The sequence below is a fragment of the Serratia sp. EC4 genome (genome assembly GCF_059652115.1).
This window is the reverse complement of sequence record NZ_JBNIDE010000009.1, coordinates 37,110-52,135: the sequence shown is the minus strand read 5'-3', so window position 1 is coordinate 52,135 and position 15,026 is coordinate 37,110. Positions and strand designations below refer to the sequence as shown.

General features: G+C 57.3%; 8 protein-coding genes. 6 read left to right on the top strand and 2 right to left on the bottom strand.

Annotated features, from left to right (window positions below; translation table 11 throughout):
- Positions 1-8 precede the first annotated feature (8 nt).
- From ACP39K_RS20330 to pstB, 3 genes are read left to right on the top strand one after another with little or no spacing between them, the layout of a single operon-like run.
- Positions 9-2,180 carry an ABC transporter permease subunit gene (locus ACP39K_RS20330; RefSeq protein WP_060445288.1) on the top strand — a complete coding sequence of 724 codons (2,172 nt, stop codon included), beginning with the start codon at positions 9-11 and terminating at the stop codon, positions 2,178-2,180.
- The gene (gene pstA, locus ACP39K_RS20325) at positions 2,177-3,826 is read left to right on the top strand and encodes a phosphate ABC transporter permease PstA (RefSeq protein ID WP_033639661.1); all 1,650 of its coding nucleotides are present in this window, start codon (positions 2,177-2,179) and stop codon (positions 3,824-3,826) included. The genes ACP39K_RS20330 and pstA overlap by 4 nt, the downstream gene beginning before the upstream one ends.
- A 28-nt stretch (positions 3,827-3,854) precedes the next feature.
- Entirely contained in the window at positions 3,855-4,667 is an 813-nt protein-coding gene (pstB, locus tag ACP39K_RS20320) for a phosphate ABC transporter ATP-binding protein PstB (protein ID WP_019452422.1), read from the top strand.
- 65 nt (positions 4,668-4,732) lie between these two features.
- Here the strand turns inward: pstB and ACP39K_RS20315 are convergent, their stop codons facing one another.
- Positions 4,733-5,224, bottom strand: coding sequence for a TIR domain-containing protein (locus tag ACP39K_RS20315; protein ID WP_048795067.1), 492 nt, complete (start codon positions 5,222-5,224; stop codon positions 4,733-4,735).
- On the bottom strand, positions 5,221-6,675 hold the full coding sequence (locus ACP39K_RS20310; protein WP_497008795.1) for an SIR2 family protein: 1,455 nt from the start codon (positions 6,673-6,675) through the stop codon (positions 5,221-5,223). The genes ACP39K_RS20315 and ACP39K_RS20310 overlap by 4 nt, the downstream gene beginning before the upstream one ends.
- A 369-nt stretch (positions 6,676-7,044) precedes the next feature.
- On the opposite strand from ACP39K_RS20310, the gene ACP39K_RS20305 reads away from it, so the two are divergent.
- Genes ACP39K_RS20305 through ACP39K_RS20295 form a run of 3 tightly spaced genes read left to right on the top strand, consistent with a single transcriptional unit; the run spans position 7,045 to position 15,014 of the window.
- Entirely contained in the window at positions 7,045-8,712 is a 1,668-nt protein-coding gene (locus ACP39K_RS20305; RefSeq protein ID WP_497008794.1) for a ShlB/FhaC/HecB family hemolysin secretion/activation protein, read from the top strand.
- A 60-nt stretch (positions 8,713-8,772) separates the two neighbouring features.
- On the top strand, positions 8,773-14,634 hold the full coding sequence (locus tag ACP39K_RS20300; RefSeq protein WP_115116666.1) for a DUF637 domain-containing protein: 5,862 nt from the start codon (positions 8,773-8,775) through the stop codon (positions 14,632-14,634).
- Positions 14,631-15,014, top strand: a complete 384-nt coding sequence (locus ACP39K_RS20295) for a hypothetical protein (RefSeq protein ID WP_043140454.1) — start codon at positions 14,631-14,633, stop codon at positions 15,012-15,014. The genes ACP39K_RS20300 and ACP39K_RS20295 overlap by 4 nt, the downstream gene beginning before the upstream one ends.
- Positions 15,015-15,026 lie beyond the last annotated feature (12 nt).

Here is a 15,026-nt window from a genome sequence, read left to right as displayed (position 1 = left end):
CGAGACACATGATACAGACGACGGCCAATCAACATCCCCGAGATCGCATGCGCGGGCGCATCGACCGCGGCGTGCAGGCGGCAGTGACCGCCAGCGGGCTGATGGTGCTGATGACGTTGATGCTGATCTTCGTTTATCTGCTGTTTGCGGTGCTGCCGTTGTTCAAACCGGCCTCACTCGGCCAGGCGCAGCCGCTGCCGCTCACGGTATCGGCCCCGGCGCTGGCGCTGGGCATGGACGTGCAGCAGCGCGTCGGTTATCGCATCGACGCGCAGGGCACGGGGCAATTTTATCGCCTGACGCCAGCGCCGAGCGGCCAGGCCCAGACGCCGCTGGCGCAGCAGACGCTGTTGGCCAAACCGACGCTGCTCGCGCAGGCCGCCGGCGAGCGCGATCTGTTTGCGTTGGCGCAGGCTGACGGCCGGTTGGTGGTGGCGCGCGCGGATTTCGCCACGGCGGAAAATGGCCGGCCGCAGTGGCAGTTCCCGCTCGGGCAGCAGCCATTGGCGCTGGATCCACAGCGCAAGCCGCTGAAACTGCTGTCGCTGGCGGATGCGCATCGCGGGCAGTATCTGCTGGCCGGAGTGACCGACGATCGGCGGCTGGTGTTCGGCCGCTTCAGCCCCGACCGGCCGCCACAGTTTAGCGAGCGGCCGCTGGAGCACGACGGGGAGCAGCTGGTGCTGACGCCGGATGGCCGCCAGCTTTATCTGCTGACCGGCAACCGGCTGGCGCGTTATCAGATCGACGGCGCACAGGTGCAGCTGCGTGAAACGCGTACCCTTGGCGAACATGCGCCGTATCAGATGACGGCGCTGCCCGGCGGCAGCGCGCTGCTGATCAAGGGCGCCGACGGCAATCTGCGCGAGTGGTTCGAGGTGGAAAAAGATCGGCGCTGGCGCCTGACGCCGGTGCAGCATTTCGACCACGGCGCCGACGGGCAGGAGCTGACGGTGGCTGAGCCTTACCGCCGGGTGTTCGCCACCCTGCGGCCCGATGGCGGCTTCTCGCTGTTCTCCGCCATTCAACCGCAGCCGCTGCTGAATACCCGTTTGGGCGCCGAGGTGCGGCAGATGGCGTTCGCGCCGCGCGGCGATGGCCTGCTGTTGGAGAGCGCGCAGGGCTGGCAGCGCTATGCGCTCGACAACCCGTATCCGGACGTCACCTGGCGTTCGTTGTGGGGCAAGGTGTGGTACGAGAACTACCCGCAGCCGGCCTATGTCTGGCAGTCCACCTCCGGCGAAGACAGTTACCAACCCAAATTCAGCCTGATGCCGGTGATCTTCGGCACCTTTAAGGCGGCGGCTTACGCGATGCTGTTCGCCATCCCGCTGGCCTTGGCCGGCGCCATCTATACCGCTTACTTTATGACGCCGGGGCTGCGGCGGGTGATCAAACCGGCTATCGAAGTGATGGGCGCACTGCCGACGGTGGTGATCGGGCTGGTGGCCGGCATTTGGCTGGCGCCGATCATCGAGCAGTATCTGTTGGCGGTGCTGGCGTTGCCGCTGCTGTTGGCGGCGGCGGTGTTGCTGTGCGGCGCGTTGACCCATCGCTTTATGCCGCGCTGCCGGCCGGGCGTCGATCTGCTGTTGCTGTTGCCGCTGCTGGCGTTGACGGTGTGGCTGGCGCTCAGCCTGGGGCCGCGGCTGGAGGTGGCGTTGTTCGGTGAGCCGCTGCATTTCTGGCTGGGGGATAATTATGACCAGCGCAATGCGCTGGTGGTGGGCGTGGCGATGGGCTTCGCGCTGGTGCCGATCATCTTCTCGCTGGCGGAGGACGCGCTGTTCAGCGTGCCGGCGACCCTGAGCCAGGGTTCTTTGGCGCTGGGCGCCACCCAGTGGCAGACGGTGATCAAGGTGGTGCTGCCATCCGCCAGCGCCGGCATTTTCTCCGCGCTGATGATCGGCTTTGGCCGCGCGGTGGGGGAAACCATGATCGTGCTGATGGCCACCGGCAACACGCCGATTATCGACGGCAGCCTGTTCCAGGGGCTGCGCGCGCTGGCGGCCAACATCGCCATTGAAATGCCGGAGGCGGTCTCTGGCAGCAGCCATTACCGCGTGCTGTTCCTGACTGCGCTGGTGCTGTTTGTCTTCACCTTCGTGTTCAACACGCTGGCGGAGGCGGTGCGCCTGCGGTTGCGCAAGCGTTACACGCCGAATCAGGAGGCGCCATGAAGAGCTGGGTGAAGAGCGGGTCGCCGTGGGTATGGCTGACCGCCGGTTCGGTGGCCGTCAGCCTGCTGGCGCTGATCGGCATTCTGTTGCTGCTGGCCGGGCAGGGGATGCGCTATTTCTGGCCGAGCCCGGTTTATCAGTTCGAACTGAATCAGAACGGCGCCGGGCCGGTGACGGTGATCGGTGAGTTGTACCAGCAACAAAGCATTTCCCGGCGCCAACTGGCCGAGGCGGGCGTCACGCCGCCGGGCGAGGCGCAGAGCGTCGAACGCTATCTGATTAAGGTCGGCAACCGCGAGCGCGAGGGGCAGGATTTCCGCACGCTGCTGGCCAGAGACATCCGCAGCCAAAGCACGCCGCGCAGCCTGCTGGTGCTGGAGCGTGATAGCCACGGCACCGCCTACGGCTATCTGGCAGGGCTGCTGGAGGATGGGCAACCGCTGACCGGCCGCAATCTGGGGCAGGCGCTGCAGCAGCGGCTGCCGCAAATCGCCGCGCTCTCGCGCCAGGCGCACGACATTCAATTCCGCGACATGGCGCGCATCAATCAGCAGTTTGACGCGCTGCGGCTGCGGGAAAAGCGCCTGCAGCGCGACGATAAGCTGGACGCCCGCGCGCAGGACGCCATCAAGGCCGAACGGCTGGAGCTGCAGCGGCAGTATCAGCTGCTGTCCGAACGTCTGGCGGGGCTGAACCGCGATCGCCAGCGCGACGCGCTGCTGCTGCGCGACATGCACGGGCAGACGTTGACCATTCCGCTCAGTCAGGTGCGCGATGCCTGGTACCCGAACGCCATGAACACCGCCGAGAAGCTGGCGCACTGGGGCGAGCAGGTGAAGAAGTTCCTCACCGACAGCCCGCGCGAAGCGAATACCGAAGGCGGGGTGTTCCCGGCCATTTTCGGCACGGTGTTGATGGTGATCCTGATGTCGATCGTGGTGATGCCGTTTGGCGTGATCGCGGCGGTATATCTGCACGAGTATGCCGGCAACAATCTGCTGACGCGGGTGATCCGCATCGCGGTGGTCAACCTGGCCGGCGTGCCCTCGATCGTCTACGGCGTCTTCGGCCTCGGCTTCTTCGTTTATATGATCGGCGGCACGCTCGATCAGCTGTTCTATCCTGAATCCTTGCCCAACCCGACTTTCGGCACGCCCGGCGTGCTGTGGGCGGCGCTGACGCTGGCGCTGCTGACGCTGCCAGTGGTGATCGTCGCCACCGAGGAAGGGCTGTCGCGCATTCCCACCTCGCTGCGGCAGGGCTCGATGGCGCTGGGCGCCAGCCGAGCCGAGACGCTGTGGCGCATCGTGCTGCCGATGGCGGCGCCGGCGATGATGACCGGCCTGATCCTGGCGGTGGCGCGCGCCGCCGGGGAGACTGCGCCGTTGATGTTGGTGGGGGTCGTGAAATCGGTGCCGGTGCTGCCGGTGGACGAGATTTTCCCGTATCTGCACCTGGAGCGGAAGTTCATGCATTTGAGCTTCCAGATCTACGATATGGCATTCCAGAGCCCGAGCGTAGAGGCGGCGCGGCCGCTGGTGTTCGCCACCGCCTTCCTGCTGGTGACGATCGTGGTGAGTTTGAATCTGGCGGCGATGGGTATCCGCCATTCGTTGAGGGAGCGGTACCGAGCATGGTCGCAGTAACAATGACGCTATTTTTGGGGAGTGCGTAATGGGTTTGATGACGCCAGGCAGTTTGCCCCGGCTGGATGTCCAGCATCTCGACGATGAACAGACCGCGCTGGCGGTCAACGGCCTGAATCTGTTTTATGGCGACAAACAGGTGCTGCACGATATCTCGTTACGCATCCCGAAACACCGGGTGACGGCTTTGATTGGTCCCTCGGGCTGCGGCAAATCGACGCTGCTGCGCTGTTTCAACCGCATGAACGATCTGGTGGACAACTGCCGCATCGAGGGCGATCTACAGCTGAACGGCGCGGCGATCTCCGGCGCGCAGATCGACGTGGCGGCGCTGCGGCGGCGGGTGGGCATGGTGTTCCAGCGGCCGAACCCGTTCCCGAAATCGATCTATGAAAACGTGGTGTACGGCCTGCGGCTGCAGGGCGTGCGCGACCGGCGCTTGCTGGATGAAGCGGTGGAGCGTTCGCTGCGCGCCGCCGCGCTGTGGCATGAGGTGAAGGACCGGCTGCGCGAAAATGCGTTCCGCTTGTCCAGCGGCCAGCAGCAGCGCCTGGTGATCGCGCGCGCCATCGCCATCGAGCCGGAGGTGTTGCTGCTCGACGAGCCGACCTCGGCGCTGGATCCGATCTCCACGCTGACCATCGAAGAGCTGATTTCCGCACTCAAGCAGCGCTATAGCGTGGTGCTGGTGACGCACAACATGCAGCAGGCGGCGCGCGTCTCCGACTACACCGCCTTTATTCATCAGGGCCGGCTGGTGGAGTACAACGACACCGACGCCATTTTCACCTCGCCGCGCCAGCGCCGCACCGAGGATTATATTACCGGGCGGTATGGGTGAGGCCGTTTGGGCTATGAACAAACGAAAGGCTGCACAACTGTGCAGCCTTTTGTCTATCAGGGGCGTCAGTAATTTTTGCGAATGCGGATCGCTTCTTCTACCCACTCAGCCAAATTGTCTTTTATATGGTTATAGACATTGGTGCTGGTCGAATAAGGCGGATCGTAGGCTTTGGCGATTGTGGAAAGCTTTGCGTCACCCAGCTTAATGTAATCCAACGGGTTTTTACCTTTCGTGGTTTGGTCGCCGGCGCTGTCTTTCAAATTGTGTATATATACCACCAGCACGCCCATGCCTTTTTTCCAAGCCTCGCATATTTCGAAATTAATCCATTTGCGATCAGCGGTATCTTTACCAGCGAGAATCACGGCGCAGCTGCGATTGTCCAACTGGCCCTTGATCCAAGCGGCGATGGCGGCGTCACCGCCTTTTTTCACTTCCTCCCAATCGTTATCCGTGGCTGGCCGGTTACCTTCCAGCGAGCCCATTTCGCGTACCTGAGAAGCGCGCCAGTTGTCCGGCTCATAATGGAAACTGTAAAAACATTTTCTGGTCATCGGGGGTTATCCTTAGTAATGATATCGATAAGCGCCAACAGGCTTTTTTTCTTCTCCGCCAGGCTGCCCGGTTCGTTAAGCTGATCCAGCAGATTCATGGCGGCGGGGTTGCGGTAGTAGAGGGTTTCTTTCATTTCCTCCTTGATTTTCCGGTAGATCTCGGCGGATGCGCTGCCGGTACAACCGATAGGAATGCAGACGCAGCCTTGTTCCGTGGCGATCTGGTACTCTTTCAATAAACCGTCGGCCAGCACGTATTCGCCTTCGGCGTTGCGTTTGTTGCCGAACAAAAAGATTGCGATGCCGCTGAGCGAAATCATGTTCTGACGGTATTCGTGCCAAAGAGCCGGTAGGGTAATGCCGCCGCTGGCGAATTGGGGGAAAGGACGCAACACCAACTGGCTTTCGCTGATTTTTCCTTGGCTGTCGTAAATGGCTTCCAGTGCGCCGTTGATCACCGCCGTGCCTACGCCCCAGCCGAAACCGTTGACGATGCGATACTGTTTGCGGATAAGCAGGCGCGCCAGACGATGTATGAACTGGATGGACTCTTCACGGGTATAGGGCTGGTAGTTGTCGGCGCTGCCGGAGATAAACACCGTGCTTTTCTTGAACTGCGTTTCGATGGCATACAGCAGGTCAGTGATTTGCCGATAGTCATCCACCAACAGCGTTTGAATGCCGTAACGGCGCAGATCGTTAATCATCAAGCCTTGTTTGCGGCTGTTGTAATCGCAAGACGCCTGATCCTCGCTGCCGCTGTCGCCGAGCTGGACGCGCCGCATGATGCAGTAGTGGTTTCTCTGCCCTTCGCCGTACTGTGCGTAAAGGCGGCTCAATACATATTGCAGGTTGGGGTCTTCAAAGCTGAAACCGATAAACAGGAAGGTTTTGGCAGTCAGCTCCGCCATCAGCATGTTGATAAAAGGAAGGTGTGTACGGGAGTAAGTTTCGTATTGTTCGCGAGTGATAATCGCCTGGTTGGGATTTCTATAGTCACCATGCATTTTATATAAAACAACATCACGTTTATGAATGTTATTGGTCAGGCTTTCCGGCGTGGTTTTGACGTCGCAGACGCGATTATAACGGGCATAGGTTTTTTCAATCAGGTCGTCGTAGTTAGTGGTCCAAAGTGACGCTATCGGTAATCTGGCGATAATCCGGTGGTTTTCTGTTTCTTCCGCCTGTTCAGCGAATTCTGTAATTATTTTTTGATTTATCTTATGTCTGTTGCCTTTTTCATTGAGGTGATATTGCGCCAGAGAAATAAGATCGCTCTCTTTTTCGATATCCAGCTCCAGTTCATAAGCGATATCGCCGATAAGCTCTTTCCAGCTAACGAAGCCGGCGGGGATGGACAGTCCGGCGCCGGCAAACAGCGCAGCGCTGCCGGCTTTGATATCATTAACGTAATCTCGAATAAACAGTTCTATATCACGGTTAAACATGAGGCTATTCCCGATATTGTTTTTCTTTATTGGTTAATTAATAACTATGTTTTTTATGAATTAATTATGCGAATATAACGACCAAGATAAAAGGGTGAATTAACTTTGTAAACTCTGCTTGTTTGTTTTTGTCGATGTTGAACGTGTTATTTTTATATTGAATTTATTTGTTTTTACTATTCATTTTTTTAATTTTAATATTAATTAAATGCACTCTGGGTAATAAGCCGCAGTAGCTGTGGCATATGCGCATTTTTTCCGCATTGTGATTTAGTTCAAACAAAATTAATTCTCATTATCATTGATTGGCGGCATAAAATGTATATACTCCGCTAAGGTATGTAAATTAACGTAAATGGATGTATTTAAATGTGTGCATGGAAGCCGAGGATTTGGCCTGTGCTTTTGGCGTTTTGCAGCTCGGCGTGGTGCGCAGAAATCACCAGCCCTGCCGATCGCGACAGCATTACCCAACAGCAGAAAACGTTGCTGGAACAGGCCCAGCAACAGCGCGAGGCGCTGCAAAATAACGTTGAATTGCCGGCGTTACCGCTGCCTGTGCCAGCCGCCGCAGGAGCGGTTTGCCAGCCGGTGCGGCAGATTGTTTTTGAGGGTGCCGAGCATCTTTCCTGGTCGGTGAAAGAAAGCCTGGCGCGCCCGTATCAGGGAAGCTGTCTGACGCTGGAGCACATCAACCGCTTGGTGCGTGAAACCACCAATGCTTATCTGCAACGCGGCTATGTCACTTCGCAGGCCTGGCTGCAGGAACAGGATATCTCCCGTGGCGTGTTGGTCGTCAGCGTCAGCGAAGGGCGAATCGAGTCCATCACGCAGAGCGGCGAGCAGACGCCGGCGTTGAAGATGGCGTTCCCCGGCCTGGTCGGCGACGTATTGAATCTGCGTGATATCGAGCAGGGCATGGAGCAGCTCAACCGGCTGGCTTCGCAGCAGGTGACCATCGATATTCAACCTGGCGAGCAACCCGGCTTTTCCAAAGTGGTTTTGCTGCGTGGCGCCACGCACGCGCCGGTCTCTTTCTCTTTCGGCGCCGATAACAGCGGCCAGAAAAGCACCGGCACCGGGCAGATGAATGCCGGCGTGGTGCTGGACAACCCGCTGCGCCTGGCCGACCAGTGGTCGCTCTCCGCAGCGCGCAATAACGATTTCAGCCCACATCATCGCAGCCGCAGCCTGAACGGCAGCGTCACCTTACCCTATGGCTATTGGCTGTTCAGCTACCAGTACGCCTGGAACGATTTTTTCCAGCAGGTGCCATTCAACGGCGCGGCTTACCGCTATCAGGGCAATAACCAGACCCAGCGTTTGGGCGCCAACCACACGTTGCTGCGGGATGGCAAACGCAAGCTGGCCGTCGATATCGGCCTGGCGCGGCGCACCACGGAAAATAAGCTGGCGGGTGAACGGTTGGGCGTCAGCAGCCCGACGCTCAGCATTGCCAGCCTGGGCCTCAATTACAGCGCGGTCGCGGGCGGCGGCTATATGACGCTGAACCCGACGGTAAGCCGCGGGCTGCGCATGCTGGGCGCCACCGCCGACGATCCGGAGCGCGACGGAGCGCCGCGCAGCGAGTTCCGTAAGCTTGGCCTCAGCGCCAGTTATTTCTATCCGCTCGCACCCTCCCTCTACTACCTGACCTCGGCCTATGGGCAAACCAGCGCAGACAACCTGTATGCCGGGGAGCGCATTTCCATCGGCGGGCAATACTCGGTGCGTGGCTTTAAAGAGCAGTACCTGACCGGTAATCGCGGCGCCTACTGGCGCAATGAACTCAACTGGCAATGGCAGACCCTGCCGAGGCTGGGGGAGCTTTCTTTGACCGGCGCGTTAGACGCCGGCTGGCTGCAGGGGCGCGCCGGGCAGATAGACGGCGGCAGCGTCGTCGGGGCGGCGCTGGGCGCCACGCTAAGCGGCCGCTGGTTCAATCAGGCGGTCACCGTCGGTAAACCGCTGACGCACCCAGACAGCCTGCAACCGGATCGTTGGGTGGCCTACTGGCAAGCCACCGTCACGTTATAACGCCAGCACACAGCAGGAGCGCCTCGGCGTTCAAAACAACATCCTTTCGAAGGAATGAACATGGATAAGCTCAATCATCCGCTGGCGCGGGGCGCCAGCTATTTGCTGATCTACCTGACGGCTTTCCAGCCGTTGCACCCGGCGTTCGCCGCCGGCATTACCGCCGCTAACGGCAATACGCAGGTGGTTATCAAGCCGGGCAACGTACCGGTGGTGAATATCGCCACGCCGAACGGTGCGGGCATCTCCCACAACACCTATAAAGATTTCAACGTTGGGCCACAGGGTGCCGTATTGAATAACGCCACACACGGCGGCAAAACGCAGCTGGGCGTGGAGATTTACAGCGCGCAGGGCAACACCTACCTGAAGGGAAAACCGGCGGAGTTGATCATCAATGAGGTGATCGGCGGCAGTCGTTCCGAGTTGCAGGGTAAACTCGAGGTATTCGGCAACAAGGCCAACGTGATGATCGCCAACCCGAATGGCATCACCTGCGACGGCTGCGGCTTTATCAACGCGCCGGGCGTGACGCTGACCACCGGCAAACCGCAGTTCGACAAGCAGGGCGCGCTGGAAGCGCTGGAGGTGAAAAAAGGCGGCGTCACCATCGGCGGTAAAGGACTGGACGGCAGCGGCGCCGACTATGTCGATATCATCAGCCGCGCCACCGAGTTGAACGGCAAAATCAATGCACAAAATCTGTCGCTGACTCAGGGCGCCAACCGCATCAGCTTCAAGGATGGCAGCATCAAACCGCTCGCCGGTGAAGGCGCTAAGCCCCAACTGGCCGTGGATACCAAAGCGCTGGGCGGCATGTACGCCAACAAAATCCGCCTGGTGGCCAACGAGGATGGGGTGGGGGTGAACCTGAAAGACCTCACCAGCAAACAGCGGGATATTACGCTGAGCGTTAACGGTAACCTGGTGCTTAACGGCACCACGCACAGCAAGGGTGACCTCAATGTCAGTGCCAAGGGATTGCACATTACGCGGGGTACTGTCGTGCAGGCGGACGGCAACGCCACGCTGGCAGCAACGACGCTGGTGAATGACGGGCAAACCAGCACCAGCGGCGATATGCGTATCTTTGGCGACCATATCCGCAACGCCGGGGAAAACGCCAAGCTGCACGCTAATAAAAATATGTGGATCCAAAAGGGTGCGCAGGGCAACAAGGCTAAATCCGTCGAGAACCGTTCGGCGAAAATCCTGACCAACAGCGGCGATTTAGTGATACGCACGGAGAGTTTGAACAACGTTCGCCAGCAGTTCGCCATTTCCTCCAACAACGCGCCGAAGGACAACAAGGATATCGATCGTTGGTTGGCTGATGGTGTGTACGAGGGGCAATTCGATTACCAATTTTTTGATTATTTGGCGGACTTTGAAGATAAAAATTTCACCTGGTTGGGACACGTCGATTTCAAAAAAACGCCCTGGGTTAACAGTGAACGCGCGCGTTTTACCGTAGTGACCGACAGCCGTCCCGCAGAAATCATTTCAGGGAAGAATGCCTACATTAATGCGTCGGAGCTTTGGAACCACGTCAGCACAATAAAAGCGACTAACGATCTGATTTTAACTGGTAATAATCTGGGCGTGCGCAGTGAAATGACGGGGGACATGAACGACTATGCACTTTTCGAACCGAAGGTGCCGAATCCTAACGTTGTTCTGGGACATAAATGGCAGGATCAGAAATCGTCGATCCCGGAATATGTCATTTATGTCAGAAAAGGCGGGCAAAAGAGCTGGTCGGCTTCTGGCTATCCGGCCTCAGCCATGTTGGCGGGCGGCAATTTGGTTGCGGATTTTAAAAATCAGATAGAAATTAAAACTTCGACGCCGGCGGGAAATCAGCTTAGTGAGGTGGTGGCTTCGGGACGGCCTGACTCACTGGTAGCTCACAACATTGTGCTGCATGCGGGACGTGTTATCAGTACCGATAAAATAAACGCGCGTAACGACCTGACTGTGGTTGCCGATGATGTGTTTTACACCGACGGTGCTGAGCTAACTGCGGGCAAGAGTCTGAACGTTGCAGCAGTGAATGAGCTGGATGCCCGTCAAAGCTATCTGAAGGGACATCATGTCACTTTGACCAGCCGCAACGGCAACGTCAAAGTGCACACTGTACCTAGCCCACGCTATTTCGGCGTCGATGGTGCCCGCTGGCTGAGCCAATTGAATGCTGCCGGGGACTTAACCTTAAATGCCGGGCAAGGTATTTATCTACGTAACACGCACTTCGCGCCGCAAAGCCAAAATATTGCAATGACGGCGAACGGCACTGTTTCGATTGTCAGAAATGACGAGGCGTTGAATAACGATCGTTTAGCGCAGAATTTATCTCCTGAACAACGACAAACGCAGTTCAACCAACTGCTAAATGCCGGACAGTTGAACGCCAGTGGTTCAGTGCTGCTCAACAGCGGCGGTTATCTGGCGTTGCGCGGGACGCACATTAAAGCAGGTAAAGATGTCACGCTGTTGGCCGGCCATAATGCCGATCTGAACTATCGCGAATTGGGGGAGCAATTTAGTCGCTTGTTCCCCTCTTCCCGCACGCCTGAACTGGGTAGCCGGGTACACGCCGGCGGCAATTTACTGATTAACTCGGCCCGCGACATCGGCACCCAGGGCGGCGCGCTTTCCGCCAACGGTAATATCACGCTGCTGGCCGGGCAGAATCTATGGTTGTCGAACCTGGCCTATTCCGCCATTGATGCCGCTAACGACAACAACAAAGACGACCGCCATGTGGTCACTACCCTCAGCGCCGGGAAAAACCTGACCGCGTCGGCGAATAACCAACTGCTGACTTACGGCGCCAGGCTGACTTCCGGCGCCAACATGACGTTGACCTCCGGCGGCGATATGCGCTTCGAGGCGGTGCAAAACCACACTTACCGCGAGAGCGGCAACGAGTTCACCGAAACCCGTACCCAGCAAGGTACCGAGCTGAATGCCGGCGGCCTGATGACGGTGATTTCCGGCGGCAGCATTCTGTTCCAGGCGACCAAGCTGGTGGTTAAAGGATTAGGGGCGAACTGGAAATCACCGGTAGCGGTGACGGATTGGGGGAGTCGGATAGCCATTGCCGAGCAGCAGCTTCGAAATACGCAGCAGCAAATTAATCAGGCATTGCAGGCAAAAACAAATGCTGAACATATTGTTACGCAAAGAATTTCGTTCGTTCAGCAAGCAGAGGCTGCCGTCAGAGATGCTGAGGAAAGGCGGGATGAGTTTATGCGTAATAACCCACCTCACGAATATGGCAGTGGTTGGTCTGCTGAAGTAGGGAGTTGGGATAAATTCGTAGCACAGCGCGAAGGAGAACTTAGTGCTGCAAGAAGTAGTCTGGCTGCTGCTCGAAATGATGTCACGCAGGCAGAGCAGCGAATTAATCAAGGCAACAAAACAAAAAACGAGGCACAAAACCAGCTGACCGCTGCGCGCCAGGAAGCCCAAAGCAAAGGCATTGACGAGGCCAAACAAAAAGCTCAGGTCGACGCCCACAACCAGGCTGAAGCCATGCGCGCCGGCAATATGGATATCGCCGCCAAGGGTGGCTATCTCTACGCTCAGGCGATGGAGGAATCCAGCCACTACGAGAAAACCGAGAAGAAACGCAAATGGTGGGGCAAGAAAACCGAGGTTAAGCAGACCCGCCATGACGTGACCAACAAGGTTACCGAGTTTACCGCCGCCGGCAATATCACGCTGATGAGCCGCGACGACAGCACCTATGAAGCCAGCAAGATCGCCGCTGGGCAAAACGCGCGCCTGACCAGCACGCATGGCCAGGTTAACTTCCGCGCAGTGAAAAATACCTCTTTCGAACAGACCGTCAGCAATTCGAAAGGCTTCTTTATCAAGCAGGCCAATAAAGGTTACGAAGACAATAAGTGGGTGCTGCCGAGCATTCATACCGGTGGTGCCTTGACCGTGGATGCCGCCAAGGGCGTCAGCGCCGATGTGAAGGTAAAAAACGGGCAGGCGTTGCAAAGCGCCATCGACGCCCTGGGCAATACGCCGGGCACCACCTGGGTCAAAGATCTGAACAAGCGCAACGACGTGCAGTGGAGCAAGGTCAAAGACGCTTACGACAGCTGGGATTACAAGAGCCAGCACCTGAACCCGGCGGTGGCGGCGGTGATCGCCATCGCGGCCGCGGCGGTGACCGCAGGCAGTTCACTGGCGGCCACGGCGGCCTCCAGCGTTTCCGGCGCCGTGGGCGGCGGGGCGGTAACCAGCGGCGCGGTCACCGCCGGGATGTCTTCGCTGGCCTCTCAGGCGGCGGTGGCGTTGGTGGAGAACCAGGGCAACCTGTCAAAAACCCTGCAGGCGCTGGGCAGCAATGAAAACGTCAAGGCGACCGCCACGGCGATGGCGATCGGCGGCGCGCTCAACGGCTTCGACAGCGCGATGGGCTGGAGCAAGGACGCGGCGGGCAAACCGCTTAACCCGAACAACGTCAAATTGCCGCAGCTGAGCAACGGCGACTGGAGCAAGGTGGCGCAGCGGGTGGCCGGGCAATCGGTCATCAGCTCCAGCCTGAATACCGCCATCAATGGCGGCAGCTTCAAAGACAACCTGACCAATGCGCTGCTGGCGAACATCGGCAGCCAGGTTCAGGCCGAGGGCGCCAACCTGATTGGGGATAACGGTCAGGTTCTCGATATACCGGGCCGGGCCGTAAGCCATGCCGTTCTGGCGGGCGTGGCCGCAGAAATCGGCAAGGGCAATGCCAAAGGCGCGGCGGCAGGGGCGCTGGCGGCGGAGCTGGCTGGGGTGATCATCAATGATAATCTGGTCAGAAGTGAAGGTTGGCAAGAGCGTCAGGCTCAGATCAGCCGCGTAGCGGGCGCCTTTGCAGGGGCCATCGTAACTGCTAAAGCCGCAGGTGCCACCAGCGGTGCAAATGCGGGGGAGTTTGTCGAACGCTTCAATCGACAGCTGCATCAGGAAGAACTCAACGCGATTAAAGAGTTGGCTAAGGGCGACAAGGAAAAAGAAGCGCGTCTGATGGCGGCTTCATGCCGAAAAGTAGCTTGCACCACGCAAGAGGCGTTGAACTCAGACGAACGCAAGCAGTTTGAAGCCCTGATGAATAAGTACCCGTCAACGCGGGATGAAGACGGTCTCATCGCCAACTACTGGGTACAAAAAGAGCGTCAGCGCTTCGGCAACTATCCGGCGTTTGCCGGCTATGACAGCGAAAAGTTATTCACGTATGATTTGGGCGACCAGATAACCGACGGCCAGCTGTTTGCTCGCAACCAGCAGATAGAACAAATCAGCAAGTTGACCGGGTGGTCGCCGGACTGGGTGAATGCCTCGGTGATGGCGGTCTCTATTGCCAGCACATTTGCCGGTATGGGTAAAGCAAACGTCGGCAACCAATACCTGTCATCCAAATTGGTAGGCCCAACCAGCGCCTGGAAAGGGTATCTGGTCAATGAGAAGACCGTTCAACAGGCGGCTGCGTTCAGGCAGCAAGTGCTGGATGCTAGGGCGCCATTTGCGGAAAAAATCCGAAAAAAAGGAAATGCAGCTGTTGCACAAATCGATGTTCCTGGTATGCCGAAAACACTTGCGGCACACAGCAGGATAGCTAAAGCAGAAAAAAGTTTCATAGGTGATGGAAACCAAAACTTTAAATATGAAACCATTAAAAGTTCTGATGGTATCCTCATATCTAGGAATACAGATTCAGAGTACAAAATTCTGGACAACCTGGCTGATAAGTTAGGTAACAATGTATCAGCTGAGGGGAGAATCACCATTTTCACTGAACGTGCTGCATGTGATAGCTGCTTGGGTGTCGTAGAACAATTTCAGAAAAAATACCCTGGAATAAAAGTAGAGGTTCTCGACAATAACGACGTAATGCTGATCCCTGGGAGATTGAAATGATGGATGAAGAACGCATGACTTATGAAGAATTGCGAGCTGAGTATTTAGATTGCTTTTATAGCTGTTGTAGAAGTCACATTAATGCTTTTAATAAAAATGGTACGACCTGGGAGTACGGTATTGAAGAAATAGGGTATGCATCTTATCAATACGAAAATGCACAGTTATCGCCTGTGGAAATGTTAATGCTGAAAGTGTTTACACTCATCCTTATAGCCGGTAGAGGGCCAAAAGATGTTGAGAATAATTACCGAAACTCAATTTCTTCCATTTTGGAAAAAACAAACCTTGAATCTCTAATTCAAGGTATTGGCGAAGATGAAAAAAGCGACTTGCTTTATGATATGGAGTTGCTTGGATTGCTTGAGAAGCCTGAGTAACCTCACCGCTCC

Bases quoted from the DNA above. Each gene is read 5' to 3' on its own strand.
- ACP39K_RS20330 (WP_060445288.1), top strand. From the start codon at position 9: ATGATACAGACGACGGCCAATCAACATCCCCGAGATCGCATGCGCGGG.
- ACP39K_RS20310 (WP_497008795.1), bottom strand. From the start codon at position 6,675: ATGTTTAACCGTGATATAGAACTGTTTATTCGAGATTACGTTAATGAT.
- pstA (WP_033639661.1), top strand. From the start codon at position 2,177: ATGAAGAGCTGGGTGAAGAGCGGGTCGCCGTGGGTATGGCTGACCGCC.
- ACP39K_RS20305 (WP_497008794.1), top strand. From the start codon at position 7,045: ATGTGTGCATGGAAGCCGAGGATTTGGCCTGTGCTTTTGGCGTTTTGC.
- ACP39K_RS20295 (WP_043140454.1), top strand. From the start codon at position 14,631: ATGATGGATGAAGAACGCATGACTTATGAAGAATTGCGAGCTGAGTAT.
- pstB (WP_019452422.1), top strand. From the start codon at position 3,855: ATGGGTTTGATGACGCCAGGCAGTTTGCCCCGGCTGGATGTCCAGCAT.
- ACP39K_RS20300 (WP_115116666.1), top strand. From the start codon at position 8,773: ATGGATAAGCTCAATCATCCGCTGGCGCGGGGCGCCAGCTATTTGCTG.
- ACP39K_RS20315 (WP_048795067.1), bottom strand. From the start codon at position 5,224: ATGACCAGAAAATGTTTTTACAGTTTCCATTATGAGCCGGACAACTGG.